Origin of the sequence: Microcoleus sp. BROC3 (genome assembly GCF_036702515.1) — a bacterium.
In the GTDB taxonomy this organism is placed as follows: domain Bacteria; phylum Cyanobacteriota; class Cyanobacteriia; order Cyanobacteriales; family Microcoleaceae; genus Microcoleus.
Map to the genome: position 1 here is coordinate 32,150 of NZ_JAUBTQ010000031.1, position 14,613 is coordinate 46,762.

General features: G+C 44.5%; 16 protein-coding genes. 10 read left to right on the forward strand and 6 right to left on the reverse strand.

Annotation, left to right across the window (positions count from 1 at the left end):
• Positions 1-16 precede the first annotated feature (16 nt).
• Positions 17-1,552: a mercuric reductase gene (locus QUB30_RS20020; protein ID WP_333336744.1), complete on the forward strand. Its 1,536-nt coding sequence runs from the start codon at positions 17-19 to the stop codon at positions 1,550-1,552.
• 143 nt (positions 1,553-1,695) lie between these two features.
• Here the strand turns inward: QUB30_RS20020 and QUB30_RS20025 are convergent, their stop codons facing one another.
• The 3 genes from QUB30_RS20025 to QUB30_RS20035 form a co-directional block, all read right to left on the reverse strand.
• Positions 1,696-2,286 (reverse strand): Uma2 family endonuclease, encoded by a 591-nt coding sequence (locus tag QUB30_RS20025; protein ID WP_333336746.1) that lies wholly within the window; start codon positions 2,284-2,286, stop codon positions 1,696-1,698.
• Between the two features lie 70 nt (positions 2,287-2,356).
• Positions 2,357-3,205 carry a phosphatase domain-containing protein gene (locus QUB30_RS20030; RefSeq protein ID WP_333336748.1) on the reverse strand — a complete coding sequence of 283 codons (849 nt, stop codon included), beginning with the start codon at positions 3,203-3,205 and terminating at the stop codon, positions 2,357-2,359.
• A 119-nt stretch (positions 3,206-3,324) separates the two neighbouring features.
• Complete coding sequence (locus QUB30_RS20035; RefSeq protein WP_333336750.1) at positions 3,325-4,410, reverse strand: T4 RnlA family RNA ligase; 1,086 nt, start codon at positions 4,408-4,410, stop codon at positions 3,325-3,327.
• A gap of 190 nt (positions 4,411-4,600) precedes the next feature.
• Here QUB30_RS20035 and QUB30_RS20040 point away from each other — a divergent pair, with 190 nt between their 5' ends.
• The 9 genes from QUB30_RS20040 (at position 4,601) to glgA (ending at position 11,629) form a co-directional block, all read left to right on the forward strand.
• Positions 4,601-5,161 carry a hypothetical protein gene (locus QUB30_RS20040; RefSeq protein ID WP_333336751.1) on the forward strand — a complete coding sequence of 187 codons (561 nt, stop codon included), beginning with the start codon at positions 4,601-4,603 and terminating at the stop codon, positions 5,159-5,161.
• 145 nt (positions 5,162-5,306) lie between these two features.
• The gene (locus tag QUB30_RS20045; RefSeq protein WP_333336753.1) at positions 5,307-6,311 is read left to right on the forward strand and encodes a hypothetical protein; all 1,005 of its coding nucleotides are present in this window, start codon (positions 5,307-5,309) and stop codon (positions 6,309-6,311) included.
• 138 nt (positions 6,312-6,449) lie between these two features.
• Positions 6,450-6,686 carry a type II toxin-antitoxin system prevent-host-death family antitoxin gene (locus QUB30_RS20050; RefSeq protein WP_333063723.1) on the forward strand — a complete coding sequence of 79 codons (237 nt, stop codon included), beginning with the start codon at positions 6,450-6,452 and terminating at the stop codon, positions 6,684-6,686.
• On the forward strand, positions 6,683-7,120 hold the full coding sequence (locus QUB30_RS20055) for a type II toxin-antitoxin system VapC family toxin (RefSeq protein ID WP_333336755.1): 438 nt from the start codon (positions 6,683-6,685) through the stop codon (positions 7,118-7,120). Before QUB30_RS20050 ends, QUB30_RS20055 begins: the two co-directional genes overlap by 4 nt.
• A 204-nt stretch (positions 7,121-7,324) precedes the next feature.
• Positions 7,325-7,564, forward strand: a complete 240-nt coding sequence (locus QUB30_RS20060) for a hypothetical protein (protein ID WP_333336757.1) — start codon at positions 7,325-7,327, stop codon at positions 7,562-7,564.
• Positions 7,565-7,612: 48 nt separating this feature from the next.
• Positions 7,613-8,584 carry a hydroxymethylbilane synthase gene (hemC, locus tag QUB30_RS20065; RefSeq protein WP_333336759.1) on the forward strand — a complete coding sequence of 324 codons (972 nt, stop codon included), beginning with the start codon at positions 7,613-7,615 and terminating at the stop codon, positions 8,582-8,584.
• A 359-nt stretch (positions 8,585-8,943) separates the two neighbouring features.
• Positions 8,944-9,771 (forward strand): S1C family serine protease, encoded by an 828-nt coding sequence (locus tag QUB30_RS20070; protein WP_333336761.1) that lies wholly within the window; start codon positions 8,944-8,946, stop codon positions 9,769-9,771.
• Positions 9,772-9,989: 218 nt separating this feature from the next.
• On the forward strand, positions 9,990-10,160 hold the full coding sequence (locus QUB30_RS20075; RefSeq protein ID WP_333336763.1) for a hypothetical protein: 171 nt from the start codon (positions 9,990-9,992) through the stop codon (positions 10,158-10,160).
• 41 nt (positions 10,161-10,201) lie between these two features.
• Positions 10,202-11,629, forward strand: coding sequence for a glycogen synthase GlgA (glgA, locus tag QUB30_RS20080; protein ID WP_333336765.1), 1,428 nt, complete (start codon positions 10,202-10,204; stop codon positions 11,627-11,629).
• Positions 11,630-11,748: 119 nt separating this feature from the next.
• Here the strand turns inward: glgA and QUB30_RS20085 are convergent, their stop codons facing one another.
• From QUB30_RS20085 to QUB30_RS20095, 3 genes are all read right to left on the reverse strand, one after another.
• Positions 11,749-12,177 (reverse strand): DUF1824 family protein, encoded by a 429-nt coding sequence (locus QUB30_RS20085; protein ID WP_333336766.1) that lies wholly within the window; start codon positions 12,175-12,177, stop codon positions 11,749-11,751.
• Positions 12,178-12,396: 219 nt separating this feature from the next.
• Positions 12,397-13,110, reverse strand: coding sequence for a ribonuclease III (gene rnc, locus QUB30_RS20090; protein ID WP_333336768.1), 714 nt, complete (start codon positions 13,108-13,110; stop codon positions 12,397-12,399).
• 364 nt (positions 13,111-13,474) lie between these two features.
• Positions 13,475-13,996 (reverse strand): NYN domain-containing protein, encoded by a 522-nt coding sequence (locus QUB30_RS20095; RefSeq protein ID WP_333336770.1) that lies wholly within the window; start codon positions 13,994-13,996, stop codon positions 13,475-13,477.
• Positions 13,997-14,613 lie beyond the last annotated feature (617 nt).

Genomic DNA, 14,613 nt, shown 5'->3' on the forward strand with positions numbered 1-14,613 from the left:
TTAGGATAATTTGCCAATGTCGCAGTCAAAAGTCGATCGCGTAACTGTCCCCCCGATGGACGAACACAACCAGAAATTAGTCTCCTATTTGCATCCGCCCGATTGGGTAAATCCCCAGCCGGCTAGTTCTTATAATTTAGTAGTAATTGGCGCGGGGCCCGCTGGATTAATTGTGGCTGCCGGTGCCGCAGGTTTGGGCGCGAAAGTTGCTTTGATTGAAAAACATTTGATGGGCGGCGACTGTTTGAATGTCGGTTGCGTGCCGTCAAAAGCTTTAATTCGATCGTCTCGCACTGTCGGCGATATCTGGGAAGCAAGTAAATTTGGTGTTAATGTTTCTGACAGTGTAGAAGTGGATTTTGCCGCTGTGATGGAACGGCTGCGCCGCATCAGGGCGGGAATCAGCGATGTGGATTCTGTTGAACGCTACCAGTACAAATTAGGAGTTGATGTTTTTTTAGGTTCCGGTCGTTTTACTAGCAATAATACAGTAGAAGTTGGGGGTCAAACTCTTCGCTTTAAAAAAGCAGTAATTGCCACAGGTGCAAGGGCGCTACAACCACAAATTCCCGGCTTACAAGAAGCTGGATATCTGACAAATGAAACTGTGTTTAACCTCACGGAAAGGCCGCAGCGTTTGGCCGTAATTGGCGCAGGGCCGATCGGCTGCGAATTGGCTCAAGCCTTTCGGCGGCTGGGTTCGGAAGTCGTATTGCTGCACAAAAATGCTCAGATTTTAGACAAAGAAGATGCGGCTGCTGCTAAAATCGTGCAGCAGGCTTTTGTACGCGAAGAAATTCAACTAATACTAGAATCCACAATAGAGCGCGTTGAGAAAACAAATGCAGGCAAAGTAATTTATTATAAATCTCAAGGTAAGGAAGCATCGGTAACAGTAGATGAAATTATTGTGAGTACAGGGCGATCGCCCAACGTGGAAGGATTGAATCTGGAGGCGATCGGCGTTGAATACGATACACAAAAAGGCGTATTTGTCAACGACAATTTGCAAACTACTAATCCCCGCATTTATGCCGCCGGCGATATTTGCATGAAACATAAATTTACTCACGCTGCTGATTTTGCCGCGAGAATGGTGATTCAAAACACTCTCTTTTTCGGGCGCAAAAAGCTCAGCGCTTTGACGATACCTTGGTGTACTTACACAAACCCGGAAATTGCGCGCGTCGGAATTGGGGAACACGAGGCTAAGGAAAAAGGCATTGATATCGATACATTTTTAATTCCTTTCAGTCAAGTCGATCGGGCAATTATTGACGGCGAAGAGGAAGGATTTGTAAAAATTCACGTCAAGAAAGGCAGCGATAAAATATTAGGTGCAACTATTGTAGCGCGACACGCTGGGGATATGATTAGCGAAATTACTTTAGCAATGGTTAACAATATTGGTTTAGGAAAAATTGCGAGCACAATTCACCCGTATCCGACACAAGCTGATGCAATTCGGAAAGCTGGAGATGCTTACAATCGCACTCGTTTGACGCCGTTTGTGAAAAATTTGTTTAATCGCTGGCTGGCTTGGACGCGATAAGTAAATAATTGTGGAACAGGCATCTTGCCTGTTCATTATCGGCTTTTATAGGCGGCGTCGAAGCCCACCACAAAATTAAATTCACTCTCTGTGGAACAGGCATCTTGCCTGTTCATAAAAAAGCGGCAAAATTAGGTGTGTTTTTATCCTTCTGTTTCTGTTTCTGTTTCAAATCCAACACCTTCATACAAAAGTGCGATCGGCAAATCAAACCCAATACTTGATAAAGTGATAATCTCCCCAGCAGTGTAAGAATAGTAAAGCCACATTCTGCCCTCGCCCCGACAGTAACGCTCAACAAAAATCTTTTGTGAATCAATCAAGATATACTCTTGCAAAGTCGGAATTTTCAGGTAACAAGTGAATTTTTCATCCCGATCTTTAGCACTTGTACTGGGTGAAAGAACTTCGACAATTATTTTAGGATTCTGAATGAATGTGCGGGAATTGAGGTCTTCAGGGTCGCAACTGACTATCACATCGGGGTAGTAGTAACGGCTTTGAGAACTGACTTGCAATTTCACATCGGACACGTTCATCCGACATCCTCTGGAACGCAGATGTGGGCGTAAGTTCCTGTAAAAGTTAAGTGCAATATCGTTATGGGGAATTGTACTGCCCATCCTGGCAAAAACTTCGCCGTTGACATATTCGTAGCGAATCTCTTGTTGAGCTTCCCATTCGAGATATTCCTCAACGGTCATTTTTTGGGGCGCTTCGGGAATGGCTATCATAACAAAATTTTTGTCAATGTTACTTTGATTTTAGCATTAGGCATGGGACAATTGTCATAAAAACCATAGGTCAAAAATCCCCTTCATCTACTTGGAATACCGTCAATCCCAAGCCTCTCCACATATCAACAACTTGCTGGCGATCGTCCAACACAAACTTAACATTATATTTCCCTTCAATATGTCGCCGATAGAACTCCTCTTTAATAATCGCATCCTTCCTCATATCTCCGGTTTTCCGCATATAAAGAGCGGCATAATTAACCTCATACTGCTGCAACCATTTTTCAGTTTGAGGCTGACAGTCATCTGTGCGACCCGACACTACAATAATATGGGCGCTAGACTGCCACTTGCGAACGGTATCTAAGACGGGCTGATTGGGCAAATCGCGATCGCACGTCGAAGCATCAAAAGGATTTCTGCCATTGAGAAGTGCCAGCGTACCGTCCATATCGACAATAATTGCATCCGGCAAATCCGGGTTATATTCCGGCGGCACAACGGGAACACGAACGTACTTATTGTACATCTTCATGATCACATGTTTGCCCACCGAATTAAGCCTTTTCAAGTCTCGTTTAATACATTCCTCTACCGGAACTTGGAGAAAAGAATCATTAACTTCCACAACAGCTTTACCTTTAACCAACTCCTTGATATGCTCGATGTGAGGCCCAAAATTAGTATCATCAACAATGACGTGCTTGCCGCTTTCCAAAGCCATCAAAATAATCGTATCTCTCAACTGCACAATAAACTTTTCATTTGCAGGCGACCAATGAGAAGCGTGAGCCATTTCTCTGAGCAAATCTTTATTGCTACGCACCCACTTTGCAGGTTCCGACAGCAGCAATTCCCTAGCAAATTGAGATTTTCCCGAAGCAGGTAAACCAACAAGTACAATAACTCTTTTCATCGCAATTGGTAATGGTAATGGATAATTTGTAATTGCTAATTTGTAACTTAATTCTTTAGTCCGCGTAGGCGGACTTTGTTTTTGTAGGAGCGGTTTCAACCGCCGATTCTCTGCGAACCTCACAAACCTAGATGGATGTAATCTAAACCCAATAGATCCTCTATTTTATGGATAGTAACATCACGGAGAGCTTCTTTCACTCCCGCAACTCTTCGGGCCCGCAAAGAAAACAAAATCCCGGAATACGGCAAATGTTTCACAGCTAATGCAAAATCTTTCTGAACTTCGATATGTTCGTGCTGTCGGTAAGCTTCCTCGATTTCTTCAACCAAAGATTGATATTTGTCCTTAACTTGTTGATACAACTCACTCCACTCAGGAAAATAAGCTAAAAACTCTTCTCCTTCATTAGTTAAAACAATTTCTATCAGTCGGCGGGTCGAAAACCCTTCGCGCAGATGGGAAATCGCGACATATTGCGGAGACTTAACTTTAACTCGGTTGAAGTTAGCGTCGCAGATAATATACCCTTCCGAATTCATCGGATCTAAATGTTGAGCCGCTTCAATAACTTCTTTCCAGCTAGTTAAAGGATAGGATGCGACCAATTCCCATCCGTATTTATTTGCCCAAATACTCGGGTCTGTTTCTAGCAGCGTTTGAGTGTTACGAACCCCGTGCAGCACGATTTGATTGTTTTTTGGCTGGACAACTATTCTATTGTAAGGCGTCATCAACTCAAAGATAAAACACTGGTCTGTTTCTTCTGGCAATTGATATCCCAATTCTTGCCAGACTTTCCAAAAAAGTTCGGCAAAGCTGAACCCAAAACCATTAACTTCGCCGGCGGCGTCTGGAGTGCCGCTAGATTGTACCCTCCATTCTCCCTTGTAAAAATACAGTACAGTCAGAGAACCGTCTAGTTTTTCATAAACTTTGGCATGACTCCAATTAATTGCAGCAGCGTGAATTTCTCCGTAATTAAAAAATTTGTCGTAGGGATAAGAAACTATCTGCCAATCTTGAGATGAATCTAAAATAATGCCTCGGCACTGCTGGACTATCTTTTCGCCTAGGGGAGATTCTATCTGCGAGTATTTCAGACAGACTAAATCGGGATATTGGCGGTGGCGGGTAACTTTGATATGATAAGTTTCGGACAAAGTTTCCAATCCGTGCTGGCGCAAATACTCTTGCAGTTCCACGATCGACTCCTAAATTGCTCGCCTTCTCTATCTTATAGATGACTTCATATTTTGGCAACCTTGTCAAGATAGCCAAAAAACATTTTTCCCGGAAAAGCGAGTGTTAATTTTGTATTTTGAATTATGGTTGTACATAGGTGAATGCGGTTCACCGCCCAACTACACTCTTTGAATATTGAGGGAAAAGACCGTGAAAAAGAAATTATTAACTTTGGCGACTTCGGCTTGTATATTGACTGCTTTAGTACCTCCCTCGGTTGTTTTTGGAGCATCGCAATTGTCGCAGCGACAATCGGGAACAACACAAATTGCTCAAGGAGGCACTGCGTTTCCGGTAAATGAAATTTTGCGAAAGTTAAAAGGCAAAACGCAAGTGCCTATTTTTATTCCCAGCAGGATTCCGGTTTCGCAAAAAATGTACTATCCAACTACAGCACAAGCAAACAGCTATAGTATTTCAATCGAGTATAAACCAGATTGCGGCGGTACGACAGTTTGCAGTTTTGGGTCAATTCAAGGTCAAAAAGGCGGGGAGTTTACTACAAAACTAGAAGGGGTAACTAAGACCTTAAAAAATGTCAAGCTTGCGGGCGGAGTGAAAGGAGTTTTTCATAACGGTTGCGGCGCTTACTGCACAGCAACTCTTGAGTGGAAAACTCAGGGTTTTATGTATACTGTAGCCATTAAAAACGGACGAGAATCTGATTTAATTTTAATAGGAAATTCTGCTATTCAAGCTGGGAAGCGTTAAGTTTGGCAGTCTGGAAGGCACAACTTCTATATGTAGGGTGCGTAAGCGCGCAGCTTACCGTTATTGTATGATATATCTTAGCTCGCACTCGCCCCTTACAAGATGCTATATTTTTTTGCGCTTACCTACTTCGGGGGAAATCAGAATGAGGGGAAGATGGCTATTTGCGGCGATTTTTGCTTGTGTGGTGACTGCTTTTACCATCGCACCTTTGACACCAAACTCAGCGTTAGCAAGGACTGAACTCCCGATTACAGAAATCCGCTGGTTTAATTATTCCCCTGAAGATAGCTGGCAACCGATACAATTTATTGTACCCGATCGCAACACTGCAAAATCTGCCGGCAGCCGCAAGTTGCGGTTATACGATGTTCATATTGCCAAGATGTTTGAGATTTCTCATTTTCTGTGCGATCGCGATCGTGCTTCTGAGGGTTACAATTGGTCTTATCAAGCGGAAAATGGCAATATTGAGATGGGACGCTTCAAAATTAGCTGCAACCTCGCCCGTTCCATAGCCAAAGCTTACGGGTTAGGGAAACCAGAAATTACAGTGATTCGCCGCAGCTTCAACCTGAAAAATGGTCGTCCTTCTTTTGCGCTAGAAAAATACTCTATTCCCACTTTTAACATTGCTAAGAATAGAGTTGTGCAGTGGAGAGATTTTGTGCAAAAGTTGACGCCAATCCCCGATAACTCAGGTGCAAACCAAGCTAACAGTATTTTTCCTGCGATTAACATTTTTAGGCAAATCAAAGGCAAAACGCGAGTGCCTGTTTTTCTTCCGAGCATACTTCCTTTATCTAACACTCAGCAAGTTGATTTTGATGTGCAAGCGGGGGCCCACGGTTACATTGTGGGAATGTATTTAGGCAAAGGATGCCGCGCGGGAGCCTGTTATTTCGGCACAATCGAAGCTAAAAGAAATGAACCGTTTTCGCCTCCTTCCCAATTGCCGCAGGATACTTACAGAAGCGTTGAATTGGCGGGTGGATTCAGGGGGATTTATTTCAATAATTGCGGTGCTTACTGTACAGCTTTTGTTGAGTGGCAAAGGCTGGGGGTGCTGTACCGAGTCACAAGGAGAAACGCACGGCAGCAAGAAGTTGTCCAGATAGCAAATTCTGCACTTCAAGCAGGGCAACGTTAAATTTTGGTGAGAAATGGAAAAGGTACGCGCCAGCGAAGCTATCTTCCCGCAGGGGTTCCCGAAGAGTAGGGAATCGACCTTTTTCGCATTAAATATCCTGTTGCTGTACACTTAAAAAGTACCTAAAAAACTAATGAGATGCCTGCGATTAGCGTTGAAGAAGCCAAGCAGAGTCTGCAAGCCATCTTGGAAAAGGTGGCCAAAGGAGAAGAAGTGACGATCGTACACGAAGGTAAAGTAGTAGCTCGCGTAGTCCCGCCGCTCACGAAGGAGCAGCGGTTAGCTGAACTCAAGAGATTCCGAGACTCTATTCAAGTAAAGGGTGAACCCCTGAGTGCAACAGTCATTAGGCTGCGACAGGAGGAACGCTATTGATTTACTTGGATACTAGCGTAATTGCTCCCAATTACTGGCCAGAACGTCTCAGCGAAGCATCTCAGCAGTTACTGAGGACTGAGACTGAACGAGGGTTGAGCCAGCTAGTTGAGGTAGAATTTTTTTCCGCACTGTCTCGCAGAGTGCGAATGAGAGAAATTTCTCAGGAAAGGGCAAGACAAATAGCAAGAGAGTTTCAGGCAGACTTGGACAATGATTTTTATACTCGCATCCAGTTAGAGCCTATTCATTACAATTTAGCTCGCGATTGGATTAGCCGTTTTGAAGTACCGTTGCGTACCTTAGATGCACTGCATTTAGCAGTAGCAAGTTCTAATCAGTTGCTGTTGGTGACTGGCGATGAAGCTTTGGCTGGCAGTGCTCGGACTTTAGGAATTGAAGTTCAGTTATTAATTGCCGTAGCTGAGGGCTAAAAGGTCGATCGCCCTTTGGTCAACGAAGCTGCTACAAATAAATACGATCGCCCTTTTCCCCTCGCCACTACATTTTTCTCTCCAAATCTCGCAACCTTTGAGCTAATTCTTTCTCGCTGCAGCTAAGCTAACTCCTCATGTCAACCAGGTTCATCCGGCTCTAAGCTAGGTAAATCGTACATCGCCGGCAGCCTTTGCTTCGGAATGTCGCTCGCCCCCGTGCCAGCGACGCCCAATGCAGGATGGGAAACATCATCAAGGCTTACGGCTACTGGCGATCATACGATTTTAGATTTTAGATTGGCAATGGCTTATTATGTAAAGGTTTGGAGCTTGCCTACCGTTGCATCCTTTTTTCAAACTGGCGGTCAAAATCCGGTATTTCTATTTTATCGCCCGAATTATCCCAACCAGCAATTAAAGTCCCCACCTGCGGTACGCTAGATCAGGTGAATATATTGGCTGATTTCAAGCTATCCTCCGATCGATCTTATGTCCCCAACCACATCTGCCCCTTCCCGAACCGTTCGCATCGGTTCCCGCAAAAGCCAACTCGCTCTCGTGCAAACCCACTGGGTGCAAGAACAGCTACAGAAACACTTCCCGGAACACACTTTTGAAGTCCACACCATGTCCACCCAAGGGGACATAATTCTTGATGTCGCCCTCGCTAAAATTGGCGATAAAGGACTTTTCACCAAAGAATTAGAAACGGGAATGATTAACAATGAAACGGACTTTGCCGTTCATTCCCTCAAAGATTTGCCTACCAATTTGCCCGAAGGTTTAATTTTAGGATGCGTCACCGAACGGGAAAATCCCGCTGACGCCCTGGTAGTTCACTCCAAGCACAAAGACAAGCAACTCGACACTCTCCCAGAAGGTTCTGTAATCGGTACTTCTTCTTTGCGCAGGCTGGCTCAACTTCGGCACCATTTCCCTCATTTTGAATTTAAAGATATTCGCGGCAATCTCAATACTCGACTCGCTAAATTAGATGAGGGCGGTTACGACGCGATTATTTTAGCAGTTGCCGGCCTCGAAAGATTGGGAATGGGCGATCGCATCCACCAAATTATCCCTGCTGAAATTTCCCTTCATGCCGTCGGACAAGGTGCTTTGGGCATCGAATGCCGCGCCGGAGACACAGAAATCATGGAAGTGATTAAAGCTCTCGAACACTCGGAAACCGCCCAAAGATGTTATGCAGAACGCGCATTTCTGCGGGAATTAGAAGGCGGCTGTCAAGTGCCGATCGGCGTAAATACCAAAATAGAAAACGGTCAATTAACCTTAACTGGAATGGTATCGAGTCTCGACGGCAAGCGGTTCGTCAAAGATACTGTTTCCGGTGCCGCCGAGACTGCTGAAATGCTGGGAATTGACCTCGCTCACCGCCTGCGCCAACAGGGTGCTAGTGCAATTTTGGAGGAAATATTTGTTCAAGTTCAACGCGGTTCCTAAATCCGAGCGGCATCTATTTGTTAAGGCTTTGAGACGCAATCTATCGCCTTTAGTAAAAAAAAATAACAGGCGGTTCGCTTTGGCTTTCACAGGTAGAGTAGCAGTCTGATTGTAGATTTTTGGTGGGGATTTTAGATAGGACTTGCGCGATAGATTTCAAAAATATCTGACTAATTTAGGACGCTCCGCACGGGTGTTAATCAACCCGGTTTCTGATGTAAGTCTCGCTGTATTGGCCCAAGATTTATGGTAAAAACCGGCTTTTTTTCGTAAGTCCTAGAATTATTAACATACCCATCCAAAATCTACAATCACACATCCAAAATTAATCAGCAATTTATTTCAGGTAAAGGCAAAATATGAGCGCTAGAGAAATTCAATTAAAGCTGGAATTGAAAAAGGTTCAGCAACTCTACAGCAAAATGCAGGCAGACCAACAAGCTTTGCAGAAGCAATTGAAAGAGTTCAAAACTCAAGCAGGAAATTTTTCGGATGTAGTCGAGCAAGTCTTGCCGTCCGTAGTTTCAATTTACGTCATGGATTGGGATACAGAAGAAGAGATTTCTTCAGGGAGCGGCTTCTTTGTATCGCCGGACATAATTGTCACTAACTATCACGTTGTAGAAGATATTGCGGATCAAGATTACTTCTATGAAGAAGATGAAGTCGAACAGGTTTTAGTGGAAACTCACGACGGAAAATTGAGATTGGCAGAGGTGGTGTTTACTGGTAATGCTGAAGAAGATTTAGCATTGCTCTTAATTAGCGATTTTACCTTCGACCAGAACACAGGGGAACAAGTGGAATCTCCCCAAGAATATCCTCCCCTAGAGTTGTCTTTTGATGTGAAAGTGGGAGATAGAGTAATTGCTGTGGGCAATCCTTTGGGGCAGTTTGCTTCAACTGTAACTCAAGGTATTGTGAGTGCTATTCGAGAACCTGACGAGTATGAAGAAGGCGACGAAGAAGATGATAGTGTTGCTGAGGTAAAGGTGTTACAAACGGATGCGGCCATTAATCCGGGAAATTCCGGCGGGCCGCTGATTAATATGGCCGGTCAAGTCGTTGGGGTGAATACGTGGGGATGGGAAGATGCTGATAATATTAATTTGGCGATCGCCTCTGAAGCTTTGGATGATTTTCTAGCGGGATTTGAGGAGACTTTTGAGGACGATTCTCAGAATTAGCCGGGATTGGTCGGTAATATTTGATTCGAGCGTTGGCGAAGCTTGCAGAAGAGGATCGCTCTTTTTCTGAGAGGGGATGGAAAAGGCGATCGCTATTTCCTTAATTACATACTGATGGCTTTGCGTGCAGTTTTACTAATGCGTAAAGGCGAGCAAACTGCATACAATTTTTGATGTTTACCGTCCCTCAGAAAGTGACAGATAAATTTGATTAGATCGTGAAAATTCTCGCGGGAGAGGAGTACGGGCGATCGCTCTTTTTTTCACCGCACAGCGACGCGGATGGAAAAAGGGCGATCGCATTATTGAGTAAACTGCGATCGCTACAGCAACTCAGATTTATAGTTGTTTTTGAAAGGCGCGTTAATATTGTGCCGCTCGCCATTTAAACTTAATCTAGACTAACAATCTCAAGGAACACAAAAAAATAATGCGCATTTTATTTGTATCCGCCGAAGCAGCACCCCTCGCCAAAGTCGGCGGTATGGGCGATGTCGTCGGCGCTTTGCCTAAATTTCTGCGGCGCATGGGACACGATGTCCGCATCTTCATGCCCTACTACGGTTTTATCCCCGACAAAATGGATGTTCCCAAAAAACCTGTTTGGGATGGGGCGGCCATGTTCCAAAGCTTCTCGGTGTTTGAAACTGTTTTGCCGGGAACCGATGTACCTTTATACTTATTACAACATCCATCTTTCTTGCCGCGTCGCGTTTACGGCGGTTTAGATGAAGATTGGAGGTTCACTTTCTTTGCCAATGCTGCGGCTGAATTTGCCTGGAATCATTGGAAGCCCCAAATTATCCACTGTCACGACTGGCATACGGGGATGATACCTGTTTGGATGAGCCAAGACCCCGATATCAGCACGGTTTTTACTATTCACAATTTAGCTTATCAAGGGCCGTGGCGCTGGCGTTTGGAGCAGATGACTTGGTGTCCTTGGTATATGCAAGGTCACAATACAATGGCTGCCGCAGTACAGTTTGCCGATCGAGTAAATACAGTTTCGCCGACTTACGCCGAGCAAATCAAAACCCCAGCTTACGGGGAAAGTTTGGAAGGTTTGCTTTCTTACATCGGCGGCAAAGTTTCGGGCATTTTGAACGGAATAGATACAGAATCTTACAACCCAGAAACTGACAAGTACATCCATCAACAATTCAGTGTTGATACTATTGAAAAGCGCCCCGCTAACAAAATTGCCCTGCAAGAAGAAGTCGGTTTGGAAGTGAATAAAGGTGCCTTTTTAATGGGCATGGTGACGCGGCTGGTAGAACAGAAGGGGCTGGATTTGATAATTCAAATGCTCGATCGCTTCATGGCCTATACCGACGCTCAGTTTATTGTACTCGGAACGGGCGATCGCTACTACGAAACCCAACTTTGGCAAATGACAGCCCGCTATCCCGGCCGGATGTCCACCCAATTACTCTACAACGAAGCCCTCTCCCGTCGCGTTTACGCAGGCTGCGACACCTTCCTGATGCCCAGCCGTTTCGAGCCCTGCGGCATTAGCCAAATGCTCGCCCTCCGCTACGGGTGCGTGCCAATGGTTCGCCGCACAGGCGGTTTAGTCGATACGGTTTCCCACAACAACCCGATCGACAATACTGGTACAGGTTACTGTTTCGATCGCTACGAACCCCTCGATTTGTTCACCTGCATGATCAGAACTTGGGAAGGTTTCCGCTACAAAGATAAGTGGAAAGAACTGCAACAGCGCGGCATGAGAGAAGATTTTAGCTGGGATATTTCGGCCCGGAAATACATCAACTTGTACAGCGATATTTTGGGACTGCCACCCGAAGGAATCGCACCGGAACAAGAGCCAGAATTGATCGTTGGTAAGGGTTAATTGGTAATGGGTAAGTTGACTGTTGACAGTTGACTGGTGACAGTTGACTGTTGACAGTTGTTATTTGTTAGTTTTTGGTTCCAATGCCCAATGCCCAATGCCCAATGCCCAATTCCCAATTAATCAATAAATAAATCGAGAGGTAAATGACCGTAAGTGCCAGTAACTCCACCTTCTGAGGCAGATTGACACGAAATCAAAACGCCCCGGTAAGTTCCGGGATAGCCGTCAACATAATACGAACCCTTCAAAGTATTGAACTTAATATAAACCGAACCAGCAAAGGTCGAGACAGCATTGGGATCTAAAACAGCTTGATATCCCAAAGCTTTCAAATAAGCTTCTAAAGCTAAAAATCCCTCATGCGTCGAAGACGCGCACACTCCCAACATTTGATAATCCGACAAACTTGCTACCAGCAAAATCGCTTGACGGAGGGCCTGTTTTTCCAGCGGCGATGCTAGAGATTGCATATCCAGACAAGTGAAATCTTTGAGGATTTGCTGTGCTTCTTCAACAGTTAGGGTAGTCGGGTTTTGAGTAGACATGAATTGCTCTGATATTTCCCAAAATTACGATCGACACTGGGGTACTCGTCAACGAATTTCTGTCATTGCAACCCTCTATCGACGGCGGTAACACTTGCACAAGTCCTGATTATAGCCCATTGTGGACTCTGGCAATCAATTCGGGCGATCGTCTTCGAGGGCTTCACCAAAACCCCAATCGCACAAAAAAGCTAGTAGTTTTTACCGATGTTTTCAAGTTTAGATCAGTCCGCGTTTTTTCAGCTTTGCTAGCGCATCTTCTGCCGCATTTTTCTCAGCATCTTTTTTGCTTTTGCCTTTACCTTCTCCATAAAGTTTCTCTGCGACATAAACTTTAGCGAGAAATTCCGGCTTGTGGGGTGTGCCTCCTGCTTGGACTGTCACATATTTGGGGGGAGTCGTGTCACCATTGGCTTGTACCCATTCTTGAAAGCGATTTTTCGAGTCTACAGTCGATCGAGTTTCCACCACATTTTCGGGAACAGAATCAAACATTTGCCATACAAACTGGCTAACTTTGTCCATGTCTTGCGTATCGAGATAGTAAGCGCCAATAAATGCTTCAAAAGTGCTGCTGAGCAAATTTGGATTAGTAATCCCACCTTCTCGATAAGCTCCTTTTCCCAGCCGCATTTTTAAGTCTAAACCTATTTCAGTAGCAAATCTGGCTAATTGTTTTTCATCTACTAATGCAGAACGCCGGCGAGTCAGTTGGTCTTCTCCCATTTCTGGATGACGCTGATAGAGATATTCGCCGCTGAGAAAAGTCAGCAAAGCATCGCCGAGAAATTCTAAGCGTTCGTTGTCTTCTTCGCGGAATGTGGGGTTTTCGTTGACGTAGGAACGGTGAGTGAGCGCTTGGCGCAGCAGTTTTTCATGGTGGAATTCGGGAACGGTTATTTGTATCTCTTGTGTTGGATTAGTTAATGGCATAGGAGTTTTGTAAGGGTTATTGTTTTTGGAGTTTGGTGTTATTATGTGGACATGAAAGAGCCGCAGATAGCGGTAGGTTTCGAGAATCTAGTTTATCAAATAAACTGGATTTTTGCTATCTGCGGCGGGGGTAAATTTTAACAGATATTGGCAGATTCTACTATTAGTCCGCTAGTCCGTCAGTCCGCCAGTCCGCCAGGGGTTTTAACCCCTGGCTTATAGCTAAAGTCCTCTTAAGACGACTGAAAATTGTATTTTTTTAACTGTCAGTCGGTTTTAACCGACTTTAGCTATTAGACAGGGAATTCATTCCCTGGCGGACTGTGTTGCTTCAAGCAGATAATTTATCTGCTTCTATTGATAACTATTTTTGATTTTCAAGTTGCGCTTTCAATCCTGCACACAAACTAGACAATTCGTCTACATCATGAAAGTTATCCTCACCAACAAGGTTAATCAGTTTTTGGCTTGCACTTTGACGCCGTGCAAAAACGATGACTGTTATACCCAAAGCATTCAAAACGGTGATTAAACCTGCAAAGTCCCGATCTGCTAAGCCTAGGACAATTATGTCAGGAGAAGGCTTAGTTGCAACTCGTTTGATACAGTCAAACACCAATTGTTTATCTGCACTATTTTTGCCTGAATCGGGAACATCAACGCCAAGAAAACCCAGCTTTTCTAGCCGAATTTTGTCGTTAACTTGATTTTTGTGCTGCGAGTTATAGTAATTTTTCGGCGGTTCTAAACGCCCTTTTGATTTGGCAAAACTGACTAATAATTCAGCTTGCTTTTGGTTTAAGTGGACACCCTGAGAATCCAACAACATGGCAACTAGCTGAGACTGGGTTTGTTGTTTGCCTGTGGTTCGATGATTGTCCGTCATTTGATTATGTCCTACAAAGGGGTTGACTGGACAGCCTCGACATATCGCGCCTCTAGCATTAAGGGAGTGTTGTCTGTGGGTTTGCTCATAAAGGAACTTCCCCCAACCAGACAATCTGTTACCACAAAACACTTTGATTTTGTTGGGATTTGATTAGCGTCTTAGCTACAGGGTTTACAGAACTGGAACGAGTTTAGTAGCAGCCCGTTGAAGGGAAATGGAACTCAATAATGTTTGGATTTTTTCAAGCTTGTATGAACTTGTTAAAACGACATTAGACGTTCTTTCCGCTCAACGGGGTGCTAGAAACTTGCCCCAGTTTTATAAACCGTGTAGCTAAGACGACTCAATCAACATTCCTTGATTTTGAATGCGATATTTAGTTTTAGCTGTGTTTTTAGGCTAGCGTTCTAATTATTGGATGTCAAGTATTAACTCAAGATAATTTTCTTACATCCTGACACATCTCACTACGGTTTTCGCCAATTTGACACCGATCGACCGTCCCCACATCAAAAACCCTCTCCCCCTCCCCCTGCGAGCCCCTATCCCTGCGGGCCCATCCCGCTTATCTCCGGCATTTGAACAGCCAATGTAAAAATATGTTGCAAAGTTGG